17 protein-coding genes and 1 pseudogene are annotated in these 14,646 nt (G+C 34.9%); 15 read left to right on the top strand and 3 right to left on the bottom strand.

What is annotated here, in order from left to right:
• Positions 1 to 75 precede the first annotated feature (75 nt).
• Together COL05_RS19290 and COL05_RS19295 are read right to left on the bottom strand one after the other, a co-directional pair.
• A complete protein-coding gene (locus COL05_RS19290) occupies positions 76 to 405 on the bottom strand; it encodes a DUF1433 domain-containing protein (RefSeq protein ID WP_098669775.1) in 330 nt (109 codons plus the stop codon).
• Between the two features lie 218 nt (positions 406 to 623).
• Positions 624 to 950: a hypothetical protein gene (locus COL05_RS19295; RefSeq protein WP_000511535.1), complete on the bottom strand. Its 327-nt coding sequence runs from the start codon at positions 948 to 950 to the stop codon at positions 624 to 626.
• Positions 951 to 1,064: 114 nt separating this feature from the next.
• Here COL05_RS19295 and COL05_RS19300 point away from each other — a divergent pair, with 114 nt between their 5' ends.
• From COL05_RS19300 to COL05_RS19365, 14 genes and pseudogenes are all read left to right on the top strand, one after another.
• Positions 1,065 to 2,270 carry a lipase family protein gene (locus COL05_RS19300; RefSeq protein WP_371399398.1) on the top strand — a complete coding sequence of 402 codons (1,206 nt, stop codon included), beginning with the start codon at positions 1,065 to 1,067 and terminating at the stop codon, positions 2,268 to 2,270.
• 14 nt (positions 2,271 to 2,284) lie between these two features.
• Positions 2,285 to 2,581 carry a hypothetical protein gene (locus COL05_RS19305; RefSeq protein WP_098258891.1) on the top strand — a complete coding sequence of 99 codons (297 nt, stop codon included), beginning with the start codon at positions 2,285 to 2,287 and terminating at the stop codon, positions 2,579 to 2,581.
• Positions 2,582 to 2,782: 201 nt separating this feature from the next.
• Positions 2,783 to 3,364 (top strand): TetR/AcrR family transcriptional regulator, encoded by a 582-nt coding sequence (locus COL05_RS19310; RefSeq protein WP_098669776.1) that lies wholly within the window; start codon positions 2,783 to 2,785, stop codon positions 3,362 to 3,364.
• A gap of 2 nt (positions 3,365 to 3,366) precedes the next feature.
• Complete coding sequence (locus COL05_RS31450; RefSeq protein ID WP_180233470.1) at positions 3,367 to 3,540, top strand: hypothetical protein; 174 nt, start codon at positions 3,367 to 3,369, stop codon at positions 3,538 to 3,540.
• Between the two features lie 79 nt (positions 3,541 to 3,619).
• Positions 3,620 to 4,096: a PH domain-containing protein gene (locus COL05_RS19320; protein ID WP_098669778.1), complete on the top strand. Its 477-nt coding sequence runs from the start codon at positions 3,620 to 3,622 to the stop codon at positions 4,094 to 4,096.
• Complete coding sequence (locus tag COL05_RS19325) at positions 4,089 to 5,528, top strand: PH domain-containing protein (RefSeq protein WP_098669779.1); 1,440 nt, start codon at positions 4,089 to 4,091, stop codon at positions 5,526 to 5,528. The genes COL05_RS19320 and COL05_RS19325 overlap by 8 nt, the downstream gene beginning before the upstream one ends.
• Positions 5,529 to 5,762: 234 nt before the next feature.
• Positions 5,763 to 6,182 carry a hypothetical protein gene (locus COL05_RS19335; protein WP_098669780.1) on the top strand — a complete coding sequence of 140 codons (420 nt, stop codon included), beginning with the start codon at positions 5,763 to 5,765 and terminating at the stop codon, positions 6,180 to 6,182.
• A gap of 20 nt (positions 6,183 to 6,202) precedes the next feature.
• Positions 6,203 to 6,469, top strand: coding sequence for a CPCC family cysteine-rich protein (locus COL05_RS19340; protein ID WP_098669781.1), 267 nt, complete (start codon positions 6,203 to 6,205; stop codon positions 6,467 to 6,469).
• Between the two features lie 380 nt (positions 6,470 to 6,849).
• A pseudogene (locus COL05_RS31965) lies at positions 6,850 to 7,156 on the top strand (nitroreductase family protein); the annotation flags it as partial.
• A 39-nt stretch (positions 7,157 to 7,195) separates the two neighbouring features.
• Positions 7,196 to 7,567 carry a DUF1304 domain-containing protein gene (locus COL05_RS19345; protein WP_073536533.1) on the top strand — a complete coding sequence of 124 codons (372 nt, stop codon included), beginning with the start codon at positions 7,196 to 7,198 and terminating at the stop codon, positions 7,565 to 7,567.
• Between the two features lie 661 nt (positions 7,568 to 8,228).
• Positions 8,229 to 9,125 (top strand): hypothetical protein, encoded by an 897-nt coding sequence (locus tag COL05_RS19350; protein WP_098669782.1) that lies wholly within the window; start codon positions 8,229 to 8,231, stop codon positions 9,123 to 9,125.
• A gap of 249 nt (positions 9,126 to 9,374) precedes the next feature.
• Positions 9,375 to 9,671, top strand: a complete 297-nt coding sequence (locus COL05_RS19355; protein WP_098669783.1) for a protoporphyrinogen oxidase — start codon at positions 9,375 to 9,377, stop codon at positions 9,669 to 9,671.
• A 75-nt stretch (positions 9,672 to 9,746) separates the two neighbouring features.
• Complete coding sequence (locus COL05_RS19360) at positions 9,747 to 10,223, top strand: PH domain-containing protein (protein WP_098669784.1); 477 nt, start codon at positions 9,747 to 9,749, stop codon at positions 10,221 to 10,223.
• Positions 10,216 to 11,634 (top strand): PH domain-containing protein, encoded by a 1,419-nt coding sequence (locus COL05_RS19365; protein ID WP_098669785.1) that lies wholly within the window; start codon positions 10,216 to 10,218, stop codon positions 11,632 to 11,634. The genes COL05_RS19360 and COL05_RS19365 overlap by 8 nt, the downstream gene beginning before the upstream one ends.
• A 111-nt stretch (positions 11,635 to 11,745) precedes the next feature.
• On the opposite strand, the gene hmoB is transcribed toward COL05_RS19365, so the two are convergent.
• Positions 11,746 to 12,249: a heme-degrading monooxygenase HmoB gene (gene hmoB, locus COL05_RS19370; protein WP_046198649.1), complete on the bottom strand. Its 504-nt coding sequence runs from the start codon at positions 12,247 to 12,249 to the stop codon at positions 11,746 to 11,748.
• A gap of 127 nt (positions 12,250 to 12,376) precedes the next feature.
• On the opposite strand from hmoB, the gene COL05_RS19375 reads away from it, so the two are divergent.
• On the top strand, positions 12,377 to 14,494 hold the full coding sequence (locus COL05_RS19375) for a transglycosylase domain-containing protein (RefSeq protein ID WP_098669786.1): 2,118 nt from the start codon (positions 12,377 to 12,379) through the stop codon (positions 14,492 to 14,494).
• Positions 14,495 to 14,646: the final 152 nt, after the last annotated feature.

Raw genomic sequence — 14,646 nt, forward strand, 5'->3', positions numbered from 1 at the left:
CTTCAATAAATTTTATATTCACTGGACATTGTGTGGTGAAGCATAAAGAAAAGGCAATCTAAAGTGCCCGGATTATTAGTTTTTAAGCTCTAAATTTTTGATAGTTGAAATAGCGCCTATATGATAATTATTTGCGTATTCAACTGAAGCAGTGAATTTTTTAGTTGTATCATTAGTCACATAGCCTGATATAGAGATAGTTTGAAAGTCTTTTGGTCCAAATTCATGATCAGTAATTGTTACATCTAAGTCCTCTGTTTTTTTGAAATACTGAATGGTTGTTTCAGTTGCTTTATTAATGATTTGTTGTTCATCATTTTTTGGATTTATTGTACACCCTCCTAAAGTAGCAAATACTAAGATTAAAAGGAAATAAAAACTAATTTTTTTGAATTTGATAATCATTTTCTCCCTCCAATGATGTTGTCTCAGTTATTAGGATATATCATTTTTTACAAGGAGGGAGTGTTTTGAAAGAAAATAATAAAAATACAGATGAAACTTTTTTGGTTTATCTAAATAGGAATTGATTTGTTTTATAAAAAAGACATCCTAATCACACATTTAGGATGTCTTTTTGTTCTAATGATTAATGTTTAAAAGGAAAATTTCAGATTGTCTATTCAGTGTTTTAGGCTGAAATTAGTGGTAGAGATAGAACCGATATTATAATCATCTTTATAATCAATTGAAGTAGTAAATTTCTTATTTGTATCATCTTTGATATGACCAGTTATAAAAATAGTTTCGATGTCATTAGAAGGAAATCGATGATTCGTAATAGTCACTTCTAAATTTTCTTTTTCTTTAAAATATTGGATTGTAGTTTCTGTTGCTTTATTAACTATTTGTTGTTCTTTTTCATTTTGTCCCATGTTACATCCTCCAATCATTGTAGTTAACAGGATAAATAAAGTTAAAAAGGTATATTTTTTAATTTTTATTCCCATATATATCCTCCGAAAATGTTATTCTTATTATTAAGAATATACTAAATCATCTAGGAGGGGAATACTTTGGAAAATAAAGGGTCGGAACAATTATTAGATATAAGTTATTATCGAATGGCTCAAGATGCATATATGACAGATGAAGAGCTGGGAAACGAAATTACAGTGAAAAATAGGAATAAAGAAACATTACAGACATGGAAAGTAGGAGAAACATTCCACGACAAACAAACCGGAATGGATGCAGTAGTCTTTGAACGAGATGTCGATGGGAAAAAGCAAGTTATGGTATCTTTCCGAGGAACAGAAGGGGATAAAATTATAGAGAAAAACTCTTTAGGCATTCCGATGAAGCCAGGGGAAGGCATGAAGGATTTAAAAACGGATACCAATCATTTTGTATTACGAGAAGGTGTTCATGAACCAGCAGCACCTCCTGTAGCAGGGACTGAGAATGAAGGTTCAAAGAAATATTGGAATGAAGAGAATCAGCGCTGGGAAACACATAATCAATTCGAACAAGCTGAAAGGGTCATGAAACAAGTAACGGATACATACAAGGACAGGGATGATGTGGAGATATATACGACGGGTCATTCGTTAGGGGGAGCTTTAGCGGAATATGCAGCGGCATCTAATGATAATGTAAGATGTATGTCATGGAATGCGCCGAGTGCAAAACATTTGTTACCGCCTGATTTACAAGAAAGAGCAAATAATGGCGAGTTTAATAATAGAATTGTAAGTGTTGTTCACGGAAATGATTCAATTGGCTATGGACCATTTGGTGCATATGAAAGTCATATAGGATCGACTTATGCGGTAACCCCACCAATTTCGAAAGAAGAAATGTCAAAGCTATCATTACAGCAAAAGCTTGGGATGGATGTTACTAGATTTTTGAATTCGATAAGTGGCCCTGGTTATCATTATCAAACAGATCAGAACTTCCGGTTTGGAGAGAATGGGTCTTTATCCAATAAATACTTGTTAAATGTAGACACGAATGAAAGAGTTTATGATTCACCAGGCGCATTATTAGGCGGGGGAGAAATTCGTGTAGTGGTAGAGAATTTAGAACAAGCCGTAAGAGATATGAAGCGAAACGCACAAGAATTTCAAGATAGAGTACCGAGGTTAATTTCTAATATGATGACACTATTAGAAACGGCTGAAAGTAGACGAGTAGAAGCTAAAGTAAATAATATACGTGCACATGTAGAGCATTTAAGTTTTTGGTACATACGAACAGCAACGGAAATTTCAGATTTTATTGAGAAGAAAGCCGATGATTATAAGAAGACGGATCAACAATATTAAGGGAGAAGATTAAGATGCCGAGAATTTACTTAAATGAAGAAGCATTGAACCAGGCTTTACAACAATTTGACCATATGATTCAAGACTTAAATCATAATAAAAGAGTTGTAAGTAATGTACATAATTTACTTCTTTCAAGTTGGTCTCAACTTGGAGTAGGGAAAAAAGCCATTAGCGATTTAGAATCTTTTAAAAAAGATATCGAAATAAGGATGGAAGAATTAGAGTCTGATAAAAGAGAGTTAAAGGGTGCGATTGATTTATTAAAAGCGCTGGACCAAAGCTATGATTACATGGGGCCTAAATATTAAACTACAAGAAGCACTCACAAAGGTGCTTTTTGTAGTTTAACTGGATTAAAGGTTATTGTAGTCATTATTAAGGAATACGATCCTAGATCCGTAGTGTAGATTGAAAAAGTAATATACAGTTTTGAATCAAACTTGCAAACGATGATTTTTTATTTTACAATTTATTTACCGACCGGTAAGTAAAAATAAGTGAGGTACAGTATGACAAAGAATTTACAAACATCGCAAAACATTGTTGAGGCATCATTTAAACTCATGGCAGAGCACGGCATTGAGAAGATGAGCCTTTCCATGATTGCGAAAGAGGTAGGTATTTCAAAACCGGCTATTTATTATCATTTTTCTTCTAAAGAAGCGTTAGTTGATTTTTTATTTGAAGAAATTTTTTCTGGGTATCATTTCGTGAGTTATTTCGATAAAGAACAATATACGAAAGAAAACTTTGCAGAAAAGTTAATTGCTGATGGTTTACATATGCTCTCTGAGTATGAAGGGCAAGAAGGAATATTACGCGTTATAAATGAATTCATCGTAACTGCATCGCGAAATGAAAAGTATCAGAAACGCTTATTTGAAATACAAGAAGATTTCTTAAATGGTTTCCACGATTTATTGAAGCGAGGTGTGGAACTTGGCGTTGTTTCAAAACATGGTACAGAAGAAAACGCGCATACGTTAGCGCTCGTGATTGATAATATGAGTAATTACATGTTAATGGGATTCGAGTTAAATTATAAAGAAATTTGGATTCGAAATGTGAAAAACGTTATGAAAGGGGAATAAGGATGAAAATGCAAAAAAACTGGTGGCTCGGTTTTCTCGGATTTATTGGGGTGTATAAAATTCCAGGCATGATTGAAGCTTTTCAAACGGATGGAAGTTGGATGAAACTAATCGGTTTCATTTGGTTACTTTGGTTCGGATATTTTATTCCGGAGAAGAAAGATAAAGAAGAATAAATACTAATTTTCTGTAAAGTTATGTAAAATATAGATTAAGAGTATTCGTATATTAGATTAATAGATTCGGAGTGGTTACATGGATCCATTGAAAAATGAAATTCACCCTGACATGGTCAAGGTGTGGAAAGTTAGGGCTGTAATGGAAGAAGGGATCGGTATTCTCGTTATGTTAGCTTACCTTTTCCTCATGATAAAGTTTGATTGGTGGGCGTGGATTTTATATGTGATGATTGGGCTAACAGTTGCGTTCGCACCAGTTTCGTACTTTTTATTCCCGAAACTACGTCAACGTTATTACAGTTATCAATTAAATGAAGAAGAACTTGAAATTCAGCACGGTCTTTTCGTCGTAAAGCGCGTATTAGTACCGATGATTCGTGTACAACACGTGACAATTGAACAAGGGCCGATTATGAGAAAATATGGCTTAGCAGAATTGCATATTTCAACAGCGGCAACTTCTCACAGCATCCCAGGCTTAACGATGTATGAAGCAGAAATGTTGAAAACAAAAATCGCAGAATTAGCGAAAGTGAGTGATGAGGATGTATAAGAGGCAGCATCCAATCACGATGTTATTAGAATTAAAAATAACAGACTTTATACCATTTATTATTTTTCTCTTTAGTTTAAAAGGGAAGTTCCCATTTTGGTATTTAGTTCCTATCGGTTTTGCGGTAATCACGATTGTTTCAGCTATCGCAGGCTGGTATTACAAAGTATATTGGGTTGAAAATAACGTATTACATGTAAAACAAGGGCTCTTTGTGAAGAAGGAGAGCTACTTAAATAAAGAACGTGTCCAAACGATTAATACAAGTTCTAACGTGCTATATCAAATGCTTGGCTTAAAAAAGATTCAAATCGAAACAGCAGGCGGAGGCGACGATGCAGAAGTTAGCTTAGCTGGTATTACAGTAGAAGAAGCAACAGAGCTTATTGCCATGCTAAATGAGTCAACTCCAGAAGTGAAAGCAGAAGAAACATCAGAAGAAGTAGTAGAAAAAGAAATCATTACAGAAGAAAAACAAGCGACAGAATATAAATTAACTTGGAAAGAAATTTTATTAGCATCTGTTACATCTGGTCAGTTTGGACTATTATTCTCGTTAATCTTCTTTGTGTATCATCAAGTAGATGAGTACATTCCGAAATGGATAGAGAATAGCGTCAAGTCGTATGTAATGGAACATGATATATATGGCTGGATTTTCATGATAGCTGTTTTGCTCGTCCTTTCGTGGATTATATCTACAATTGGTTACGCGTTAAAACATGGAGATTTTACAGTGAATCGAAGAAATGACGAAGTCCGCATTTCACAAGGATTACTTGAGAAAAAAGAACTCGTCCTAAAGTTACATCGCATTCAAGGTATTACGATAAAAGAAAGTGTTTTACGTCAGCCATTCGGTTATTGTGCTGTGCAAGTAGAAGTGATTCAAAGTAAGGGAATGGATGACGAGAAAGAAAAAGTTACGCTGCACCCAATCATTCGAAAAGATCGCGTACAACAGTTACTCGCACATTTACAATTACCATACGAACTGAATACAAACATTATTTCATTACCAAAAGCAGCATTGCGCCGCTATCTCATTGATAGTTTCATTTTCTTCGCTATGCTAGCAATCCCGCTTATTGGAATAAGTATATACTCTGAAAAGCACTTCATCATGTGGGCATTCATTCCGCTCGCGATTCTCATCTTTATACTTGGATACGCAACATTTAAAACAAATGGTTACAGTGTAAATGGAGAGCAAATTACGCTTGTATATCGCAGCGTCGGTAAATATACAGGACTTGTTAGAAGAAGGCACGTTCAATCAATGGAAAAGACACAATCATACTTCCAGCGCCGTGCAAATCTATGTACGTATAAATTTTCTAACGCATCATCGGATTATAAATTAGAGCATACGAGAGTAGAAGATGCGGAGAGAATGCAGGGTTGGTATAAGAAAAGAATAAGTGAGGATTAAATAGAATGGCTCGTCTTTTGCGGAAGATGGGCTATTTTTTTATCCCGCATTAACGGGCAGTAAGATTCCCATCTCAAAATTCAGCAAAAGCAAAGAAGTTAGGTGCGGGATCAACTGCCCGTAAAAGCCCGATTGGTTCAACTAATAATCGGTGGGGGATGAACCCCCCACCGATTAAAGTTTCACTTTATGTGAAAATAATGAATAATATATGTGGAAGGAAAAGCGAGGTGAATGAGAGTGAGCAAATTTTTAATACCGTATTCATTTTCTATATTAAGTTTCTTTATTTCAGCAACAGCACTTGATTTATTTGATAGGGTGGGAAGAAATGATGAGATGACTTCCCCGAACATAATTGGTAAGATCATTCAATCTACTGCGCAAATGGGAGTCCTTACATTGTATTTCGGAGTACCTATTATTTTAGGTGGCTGTCTACTTGGTGAGCTATTGTTTAGATTTATCATTTTACGATTTAAACTAAGCTATATTCTATCTTTATTATTATATTTACTTTTAGCTTTTACTATTGTTTCTGTAATGGTTGGAATTCCAACTACATATGAAGATTCTAATACTACTTTCATGGTAATAACTATGATTTGCGCTGTTACATTCTTTATGGGCCGGAATATATGGGAGAATAAATAAATGAATAATGGAACGACAGAATGAAATACACATGTCCATGCTGTGGGTATAAAACACTAGAAGAAAAACCACCAGGTACATATGAAATTTGCAGCATATGTTATTGGGAAGATGATGGGGTTCAGTTTAACGATCCTGACTATGAAGGTGGGGCAAATGAAGTCTCGTTAAGACAAGCACAGAAAAACTTCATTGCATTTGGTGCTTGTGATGAATGTTTTGTGAAATCAGTTAGAAAGCCGACTAGTGAGGATGTGAGGGATGCTAGTTGGAAGCAAATTTGTTAAATAAGAATGTTATTACTCAATTTGACAAGAGTAATAACATTTTTTTATGCCATGATGAAAGAATTAACGTCGTTTTATAAGATAAAACAATAAAATAGAAAAGAAATAAAGTTTTCGTCTTTGGAGACAACTAATTATTAATTTGACGATACAGCTGACTCCTTTTATGTATTAAAAAACATTATAGTTTTTAGAGATGTGAACAGAGATTTTGAATTGATTTAAAGTTGACGGAACAAAATAAACGAATTAAGCAAGAAAACTTGCAAAACTAAAAAGAAGTATGTATATTATTTGATGTATCAATTATTGACGTATCAAATATTTTTTTATAAGATACAAGGTTAAAGAAAAGATATAGGGAATATATGTAAATTTTTGAGCTAGGCTCCATGTTGCAAGAGTTAAAAAACAGACAAGTAAAAGTATAGCATGCACATTTTGAACAGCTTCCAGTCCAAAAAACTAGTGAAACTATTTTAATTGTCTCCATGCAGTTGATGACAGCACGTGCACATGGATATGATATAAATCCAGTGGGGCTATACAGAGGAAAGTATAGCTGTAACCTTTAGATTGGAAAAAGAGTGCTATGTATTAGTTATATTTCTATCTGTCGGTAAAGCGGCGGACAAAGGATGTGCTTCATACCATCTCTTTGTTGATAGAATTGCACAATGGAAATAGTATAAATTTAATATTAGAGAGTAGAGGGGGCAGAATAGTGTGGAAATCATCGCAGCTATTTTAGTCGGGATCGTAGCATTAGAACATTTATTTATCATGATCCTCGAAATGTTTTTTATTAATTCAAAAGTGGCAAAACGTGCTTTTCAATTACCGGAGCATTTAGAAGGAGATCGAAACGTAGCTATTATGTTTGCAAATCAAGGTTTATATAATGGATTTTTAGCCGTTGGTCTCATTTGGGGACTTATACTTGGTCTCAATTCAATTGGTTATATGGTTCAATTATTCTTTGTAATATGTGTGGTAGTAGCAGCTCTTTTCGGCGGGTTCACATCTAATAAATCAATTATTGTGAAACAAGGGCTTCCAGCTATATTAGCGTTGATTGCCCTTTTAATTGTGATATAGAACCAAAGCGTTTTAATAAAAGAACTCATTTTTGAAAAATACGCTATTCTTTCTGTAGGCTTATAGGAAAGAATAGCGTATTTTTTCATTTTTATATCCTTCAACTTAAGAAATTTATAACATCCGAAAATAATAACTTGTACTTTTTCATTTAGAAATGTAAATTCCCTCTTTTTTGGGCGTAATTGTTATGAAAATACATATTACATTAAGGATTTGAACCGGATTAACGTTTTAAAAGATAGAAGGTGGGGAAAATAATGTAAAAAAACTATTGTATATTAAAAATCCTTATGTTACATTTGTGTTACAGTAAAGTTACAAACGGTAAATTATGTTACGGTTTGTTTTCTTTTGTTTTTATTTTTGTTACGAAAATATGTAAAGCTAAAAAAATAGCAACTTAAAAATAGTTTTTCCATGTGTATAAGAGTGTGTGTAGTAAAGAGCCTGGTGAGAGCTTTACGCACATTATTAAAATTCCTTTCTGTCTTAAAAGAAGAAAACCAACTACCAACTATTTAGGAGTTTTAAGTAATGATAGTAAATGAAATGTACTTCCTTTCCCACACACAAAGTACATCTTTACTTTCAGTCTAATTACTACACAGATTTTTATACATATACTGTTTTTGTTTTAGGAACACATAGGGGGAGAAAAATGAGGAAGTTATTAACGGGAATTGGAATTACTTTTTTCATGTTAGCTGGATGTAATAATGGAGATTTTGAAAAAGAAATAGATGCAGGGAAGACCGCGTTAACGAATAGAGAATATAAAAATGCTTTATCATCATTTGAACGAGCGTTGGATGAGAAAAAAGATGATTCAGGTGCAATGGGGCTTGTAGAACAAACGAAAATAATGATTGAAGCAGTGAAGTTAAAAGAAGAAACAAAGATAGAAGAATCAATTAAGTCATTTGAAAAAGTAGAGAATATGAAGGATGGAAATACTACTCTTATAAAGCAGGCCAAGGAAGAACGAATAGCATTACTAGCCATCTTAGAACAAAAAAAGAAGTACAGTGAGCAATTGATGAAAAGTGAAGAGTTAATAAGTAAGAAAAATTATGCAGAAGCGAAAGAGATATTAAATAAGTTAGTTGCGGAAATAAAAGATAACAAGAACCTTGAAGAATATAATAAAAAAGCAGTAGGATTAGTTACTAAAATGAATGAAGAAGAAAAAACTGCAAAGAGTGAAGCAGCAGCGAAGGCACAAAAAACAAATGCAGTAACGAATCAAAAGGTAGCAACAGAAAAGACTCAAAAAACTGAAGCAGAAAAAAATCAAAAGGTAGCAACAGAAAAGAACCAAAAAGTAGAAACAGGAAAGAACTCAAATGCATTTACTTTTGAGAAAGCGAAAGAATATATTAAAAATGAATATAAAGAAGACTATGATTACACGCTAGAGAATACGCAAGTAGAGAATGGAAAGAAATATTATCAAATTAGAGTGCGTACGACATATAAAATAGAAGGAGCAGCTGGAGCAGGATTTACTGGCGTATTCAAAGTATTCGAAGATGGTACAATTATTGAAATGCACTAAATCGATGGAAAAGGTATCCTCAAATATATGAGGGTACCTTTTTTAACATAAAAAAAGGCATCTAGCAAAAGTACTAGATGCAAATAAAAACACAAGGGAAGACAAAATTCTTCCCGTTTCCCGTAAGTAATTATATCAAAAAATTTATAAAAAACTAGCTTTATTTTTTATATAACTGATGTGTAAAGCTATGAAATGATAAGATTACACTGTTTTTATAGTGTTTTATTGAAAAAAGGAGCTACATATATGATTAATTTTAAACCAGAAAATTTGAACCAACTATTAAAAATAATGTTAATTAGTGCGAATAAGTCTTATGATGCGATTAAAGATTATGAATGTACGGGAGAAGCAGTAGTGTTCTGTGTAGCTTTCGAATATATTGACGTTTCTCTAATGATTGTAGATATGTTAGGAAGATCGGCTTCTAAATTTACCATTTTGCCATACGCTCGTCCGAATACAAATGAAATAGATTGCATTCAGTTTCAAGTGTATTCGATTCATGAAGGGAATTTCAAAGAAATAATCGATACGATGTAGATAAACTATAATTTTACAAAAATGTATAAACAAACTAATATGTAATTAATACATTCATATAATTGGAGTGATGGGATGCAGCCGTTAGAAAGAGAGATTCATTCTAATATGCTGAAAGTGTGGCGAATTCACGCTTTAATTGGGGCGGCAGTTATATTAGCAGTCGTAATTGCATATTTCTTTTTTATGATCAATTTTAATTGGTGGGGTTGGTTGTTTGGGGTGTTAGTAACAGGCGCTATTACGTTTATCCCGCTTGATTATTTCGTGTTTCCAAATTTACGTCAACGTTATTATAGTTACAGATTAAATGAAGAAGAGATTGAGATTCAAAAGGGAATGTTCGTTGTAAAACGCGTACTCATTCCGATGATGCGTGTGCAGCACGTAACGATTGAACAAGGACCGATTATGAGAAAGTATAATTTAGCAGAATTACATATTTCAACAGCGGCAACTTCTCATAGTATTCCAGGCTTAACGAAAGAAGAAGCAGAGCAGCTGAAAAGACAAATTGGAGAACTTGCGAAAGTGAGTGATGAGGATGTATAAGAGGCAACATCCGATCACGATATTGTTAGGTATTCGAGTTGCGACTTTGTTGCCTTTTATTTTTCTTGTTTTATTTCGATCTGATGGTCAAGTGAAACCTTGGTATTTCTTTCATCTCGTTCTTTTGGCTATATTATTTATTATGGCAATTTTCTCAGCGATAAAATGGTATTTCAAAGTGTACTGGGTTGAAAATAATATTTTACATATTAAACACGGCGTTTTTGTAAAGAAAGAAAGTTACTTAAATAAAGAACGTGTGCAAAATATTAGTACATCTTCTAACATCATTTATCAAGTGCTCGGACTGACGAAACTAAACATAGAAGTAGCCGGCGGTGGTACTGAGCCGGAAGTGATGTTAGCTGGCATTAGAGAAAGTGAAGCGAAGGAACTGATTTCTTTATTACATAAAGAGAGAAGTGTTGTGATTGAAGAAGAGCCCGCGACGGCAGAAAATAAGACAATTTATCAGTTAACAGCGAAAGAAATTTTATTCGCCTCTATTACATCTGGTAGATTTGGATTAGTGTTTTCTGGATTACTTCTTATTTACTCAGAGTTTAATCAATTTCTACCAGAATGGCTCATCAATAAGGTAGAAGCGTATGTGATGGATAACGGTGTATATGAATTAATCGTTATGGCTGCGATTTTAATGGTGATTTCGTGGGTTATTTCAACAGCTGGCTATGCGTTAAAATATGCGAACTTTAAAATAGAGCGAAAAGGAAATGAAATTCGCATCGTACAAGGGTTATTTGATAAGAAAGAGTTTGTTTTAAAATTACACCGCATTCAAGCGATTACTGTGAAAGAGGGAATTCTCCGTCAGCCTCTCGGTTATTGCTCTGTTGAAGTAGAAGTTATTCAGAGTATAGAAGCGGCTGGAAATGAAGTGATGTTACATCCTTTTATGAAAAAGAAAGATGTCCAGCAGTTACTTACATATTTGCAGTTGCCGTATGAAGCGGAAGAGGAAATCGTTCACTTACCGAAAGCTGCATTACGTCGTTACGTAATAATGGGGTGGATTACAAGTGTGGTGCTTGCATTGCCAATCATCGGTGCGAGTATATATTTCAAACAAAATACTGCGTTATTCACGTTAATACCGCTATTTATCATATTTACGTTACTTGCATACGCCCGGTATAAAAGTGGTGGATATATGATACGAAACAATCAGTTAGTCATGGTGCACCGAGGACTCGCGAAATATACAGGAATCATGCGAAGAAGGCATGTTCAAGCAGTAGGGTACAGCCAGTCGCATTTTCAAAAGAAAGACGAGCTATGTACAGCTGTCGTATCGGTAGCGGGGCATGTATATAAAGTGAAGCATATGCAAAAAGAAGACGCGCTTCGTATATATAATTGGTATAAAGAAAAAGGAAACACCGGTGCGTGAGGGTGTTTCCTTTTTTTTGTGTCGTGATTTGTCGATAAGTCGATATATCTGAAAAATCACCGCTATTAATTTCATGTACCGCATCCCTGGAGGAACCACAGTACAAAACCTCTAAACTAACACATCAAAAGTAGTCACAAATGACGGACGAGAGAAAATACTTTTCTGCTGTTCCGCATGTGGATGCGCTTGAGCCGGAGCTTGTCCTTCTGCTTGTGCAGGGCGTTTTTTATGAGCGTTTTCGAATGAACGTGATTCTGTCCAGTCTTTAAAGTTTTGCTCCGTTTCCCACATCGTTAAGATGACATATGTATCGTTACTTAATGGGCGTAGAACGCGGATCGCTTGGAATCCTGGTTCGTTTTCAATAAGACCTGCGCGGTTTTTAAAACGGTTTTCAAATACTGGGCGACCTTCATCTGTTACAGAAATGTTGTTACAAACGATGTAGCCAGGTTGTCCTTTAAATTCGCCAACAGCGTCTAGTACATCATATTGAAGAGATCCTTCTACAGATTCTTCTGTATTTTCTTTATAAAACATATTTTTTTCATCATTTTTTGCAGTAAAATGTGCTTGTTCTAGAGGTGTTTCGTATGAAATAATTGCCTTCATTTTAATGCCCCCTTAATCGTTTGTTTCTATTATATCAACTCTCTTAAAAAACTTCGAAGATTATATACATAAAGATACTTCTTTTTCAAATAATAAATGTACCATCATTTGGAAAGAAGGCCGGTGTATGAAGAAAGTAAAGTGGACTTTATTAGGTGGGTTAGCAACGCTACTATTAGCGATTGTTCTTTATAAACTTATTGTGTTAGCTGGTGGCTATATGATGGATGAAAAGCAGCTCGTTTTCCACTCTTCATCACGTATCGTTGACCAGAAAGGGAAAGAAATTACGAAATTATATGTAGAAAATAGAGATCTCGTACCAATCGAACAAATTCCAAAATACGTGCAGCAGGCGTTTGTTGCGGTAGAGGATTCTCGTTTTTATGAGCATCAAGGAATTGATTACCCGTCTATATTCCGTGCTCTTTATAAAGATACGTTAGCTGGAGATAAGGTTGAAGGCGGTAGTACGATTACGCAGCAACTTGCTAAAAACGTCTTTTTAACTCGTGAAAAAACAGTTACGCGCAAGTTGAAGGAAGTCGCAATTTCTCTTCAATTAGAGCAAAAATATACGAAGCAACAAATTCTTGAAATGTATATGAATCATATTTATTTTGGTCATGGGGCTTACGGTATTCAAGCAGCAGCAAAGTTGTATTTTAATAAAAATGTAGAGGATTTAACAGTAGAAGAGGGCGCAATGCTTGCAGGTCTTCCGAAGTCGCCAAACGGATATTCACCGTATTTTTCACCAGAGAAAAGTAAAGAGCGCCGTGATCTCGTATTGTCACTTATGCATAAACAAGGCTATTTGACTGCTGAAGATAGTGTGCGTTATCAAGGTAAGACAATTGCTTTATATAAAAACTTGGACGAAAATGAACTCGCATATATGCCGTATATTGATATGGTCATAGATGAAGCCGCACGTTTATACGGATTGTCTCATCAAGAAGTCCTTCGCGGAGGATATACGTTTGTCGTACCGATGGATGAAAAGATTCAAAAGGTAGCGTATAACCAGTTTCAAGATGAAAAAAATTTCCCTGGTAAAGAAGAGGGGGCGCAAGGTGCATTTTTATTAATGGATAATCGTACAGGCGGAATTAAAGCCGCGATTGGCGGAAGAAAGTACGTCCCGAGAGGATTTAATCGTGTTTTCGCAAAAAGACAACCAGGTTCTGTTCTAAAACCACTTATCGTTTATGCGCCAGCACTCGAAACGAAAAAGTATAATCCATATTCTTTATTAACGAATGAAAGACATTCTTTTGAAGGGTATGAACCTCGAAATTACAATCATGAGTATTCGAAAGAAATGACGATGTACGATGCGATTTTAGAGTCAGCAAACGTACCTGCAGTTTCTTTATTAAATGAATTAGGGGTTGAAGAAGGAAAGCAATATTTAGAGAAAGGTAATGTTCATATTGCTGATGCTGGTTTAAGTACAGCGCTGGGCGGATTGAAAAACGGTGTTTCCCCATTTGATCTTGTGAAAATGTATCGTGCATTTTTAGCAAATGGTGATATTATTGAGCCGCACGTTATTGATAAAGTGTTAAATAGACACGGCGCAGTCATTGGAGAATCGCCAAAAGTAGAAACGAAAATTTTCTCGAAACAAACGGCTTGGTATATGACGAAAATGTTAGAAGGAGTTGTGAAAGAAGGGACAGCGAGAGCCGGTGTATATAATGGGGCGTTAGCTGGGAAAACAGGTACAACTTCCTTACCAAATGACGATAATGGAGCGAGAGATATGTGGTTCGTTGGCTATACACCAAATCTAGTAGGCGCTGTTTGGCTTGGTTATGACCGTACGGATCAAGAGCATCAGCTGCAAGGAGAAAGTGCATCAGCAACGAAATTGTTTAAGAAAATTTTAACGAAGGCAAATGTAGAACAAAAAGAGCAGTTTAGGAAGCCAGAAGGTGTGGAAACAATCGGTGCTCCGATTCGTCTGCGCAAAATTGAAGATGTGAAAATGAAATTAGCGTTTAGCCCTTTCGGTTTATTTAAAGCGAAACTAAGCTGGACACCACTTCCTGATGATAGGATTATGTATCGTATTTATAGAGTGGAAAACGGAGTCCATACGCATGTAGGCACTGTAAATGGTGCCGGAGAATATGAAGAAAAGTTCGTGAACATCTTTTCAAAACCGAGCTTTTATGTTGTGCCATATAACAAACAAACGAATCGCGAGGGAGAAAAGTCAAAAGTAGCTAAACCATAGTTTTTCTCTGTGTTATAATAAGAATGTTGTGAAAATAGTAAGCGTTTTTAAGAATGTTTGTGTCAATTTAATGAACAACGTACATAATATTATGCATTTTGTTTTTACAAGCTGTATAGTAAAAAAAGATAAATATCGAACGTATTCGAAGC

This window comes from Bacillus sp. AFS059628, assembly GCF_002571225.1.
GTDB lineage: Bacteria > Bacillota > Bacilli > Bacillales > Bacillaceae_G > Bacillus_A.

Bases quoted from the DNA above. Each gene is read 5' to 3' on its own strand.
- COL05_RS19290 (WP_098669775.1), bottom strand. From the start codon at position 405: ATGATTATCAAATTCAAAAAAATTAGTTTTTATTTCCTTTTAATCTTA.
- COL05_RS19295 (WP_000511535.1), bottom strand. From the start codon at position 950: ATGGGAATAAAAATTAAAAAATATACCTTTTTAACTTTATTTATCCTG.
- COL05_RS19300 (WP_371399398.1), top strand. From the start codon at position 1,065: ATGGCTCAAGATGCATATATGACAGATGAAGAGCTGGGAAACGAAATT.
- COL05_RS19305 (WP_098258891.1), top strand. From the start codon at position 2,285: ATGCCGAGAATTTACTTAAATGAAGAAGCATTGAACCAGGCTTTACAA.
- COL05_RS19310 (WP_098669776.1), top strand. From the start codon at position 2,783: ATGACAAAGAATTTACAAACATCGCAAAACATTGTTGAGGCATCATTT.
- COL05_RS31450 (WP_180233470.1), top strand. From the start codon at position 3,367: ATGAAAATGCAAAAAAACTGGTGGCTCGGTTTTCTCGGATTTATTGGG.
- COL05_RS19320 (WP_098669778.1), top strand. From the start codon at position 3,620: ATGGATCCATTGAAAAATGAAATTCACCCTGACATGGTCAAGGTGTGG.
- COL05_RS19325 (WP_098669779.1), top strand. From the start codon at position 4,089: ATGTATAAGAGGCAGCATCCAATCACGATGTTATTAGAATTAAAAATA.
- COL05_RS19335 (WP_098669780.1), top strand. From the start codon at position 5,763: ATGAGAGTGAGCAAATTTTTAATACCGTATTCATTTTCTATATTAAGT.
- COL05_RS19340 (WP_098669781.1), top strand. From the start codon at position 6,203: ATGAAATACACATGTCCATGCTGTGGGTATAAAACACTAGAAGAAAAA.
- COL05_RS19350 (WP_098669782.1), top strand. From the start codon at position 8,229: ATGAGGAAGTTATTAACGGGAATTGGAATTACTTTTTTCATGTTAGCT.
- COL05_RS19355 (WP_098669783.1), top strand. From the start codon at position 9,375: ATGATTAATTTTAAACCAGAAAATTTGAACCAACTATTAAAAATAATG.
- COL05_RS19360 (WP_098669784.1), top strand. From the start codon at position 9,747: ATGCAGCCGTTAGAAAGAGAGATTCATTCTAATATGCTGAAAGTGTGG.
- COL05_RS19365 (WP_098669785.1), top strand. From the start codon at position 10,216: ATGTATAAGAGGCAACATCCGATCACGATATTGTTAGGTATTCGAGTT.
- hmoB (WP_046198649.1), bottom strand. From the start codon at position 12,249: ATGAAGGCAATTATTTCATACGAAACACCTCTAGAACAAGCACATTTT.
- COL05_RS19375 (WP_098669786.1), top strand. From the start codon at position 12,377: ATGAAGAAAGTAAAGTGGACTTTATTAGGTGGGTTAGCAACGCTACTA.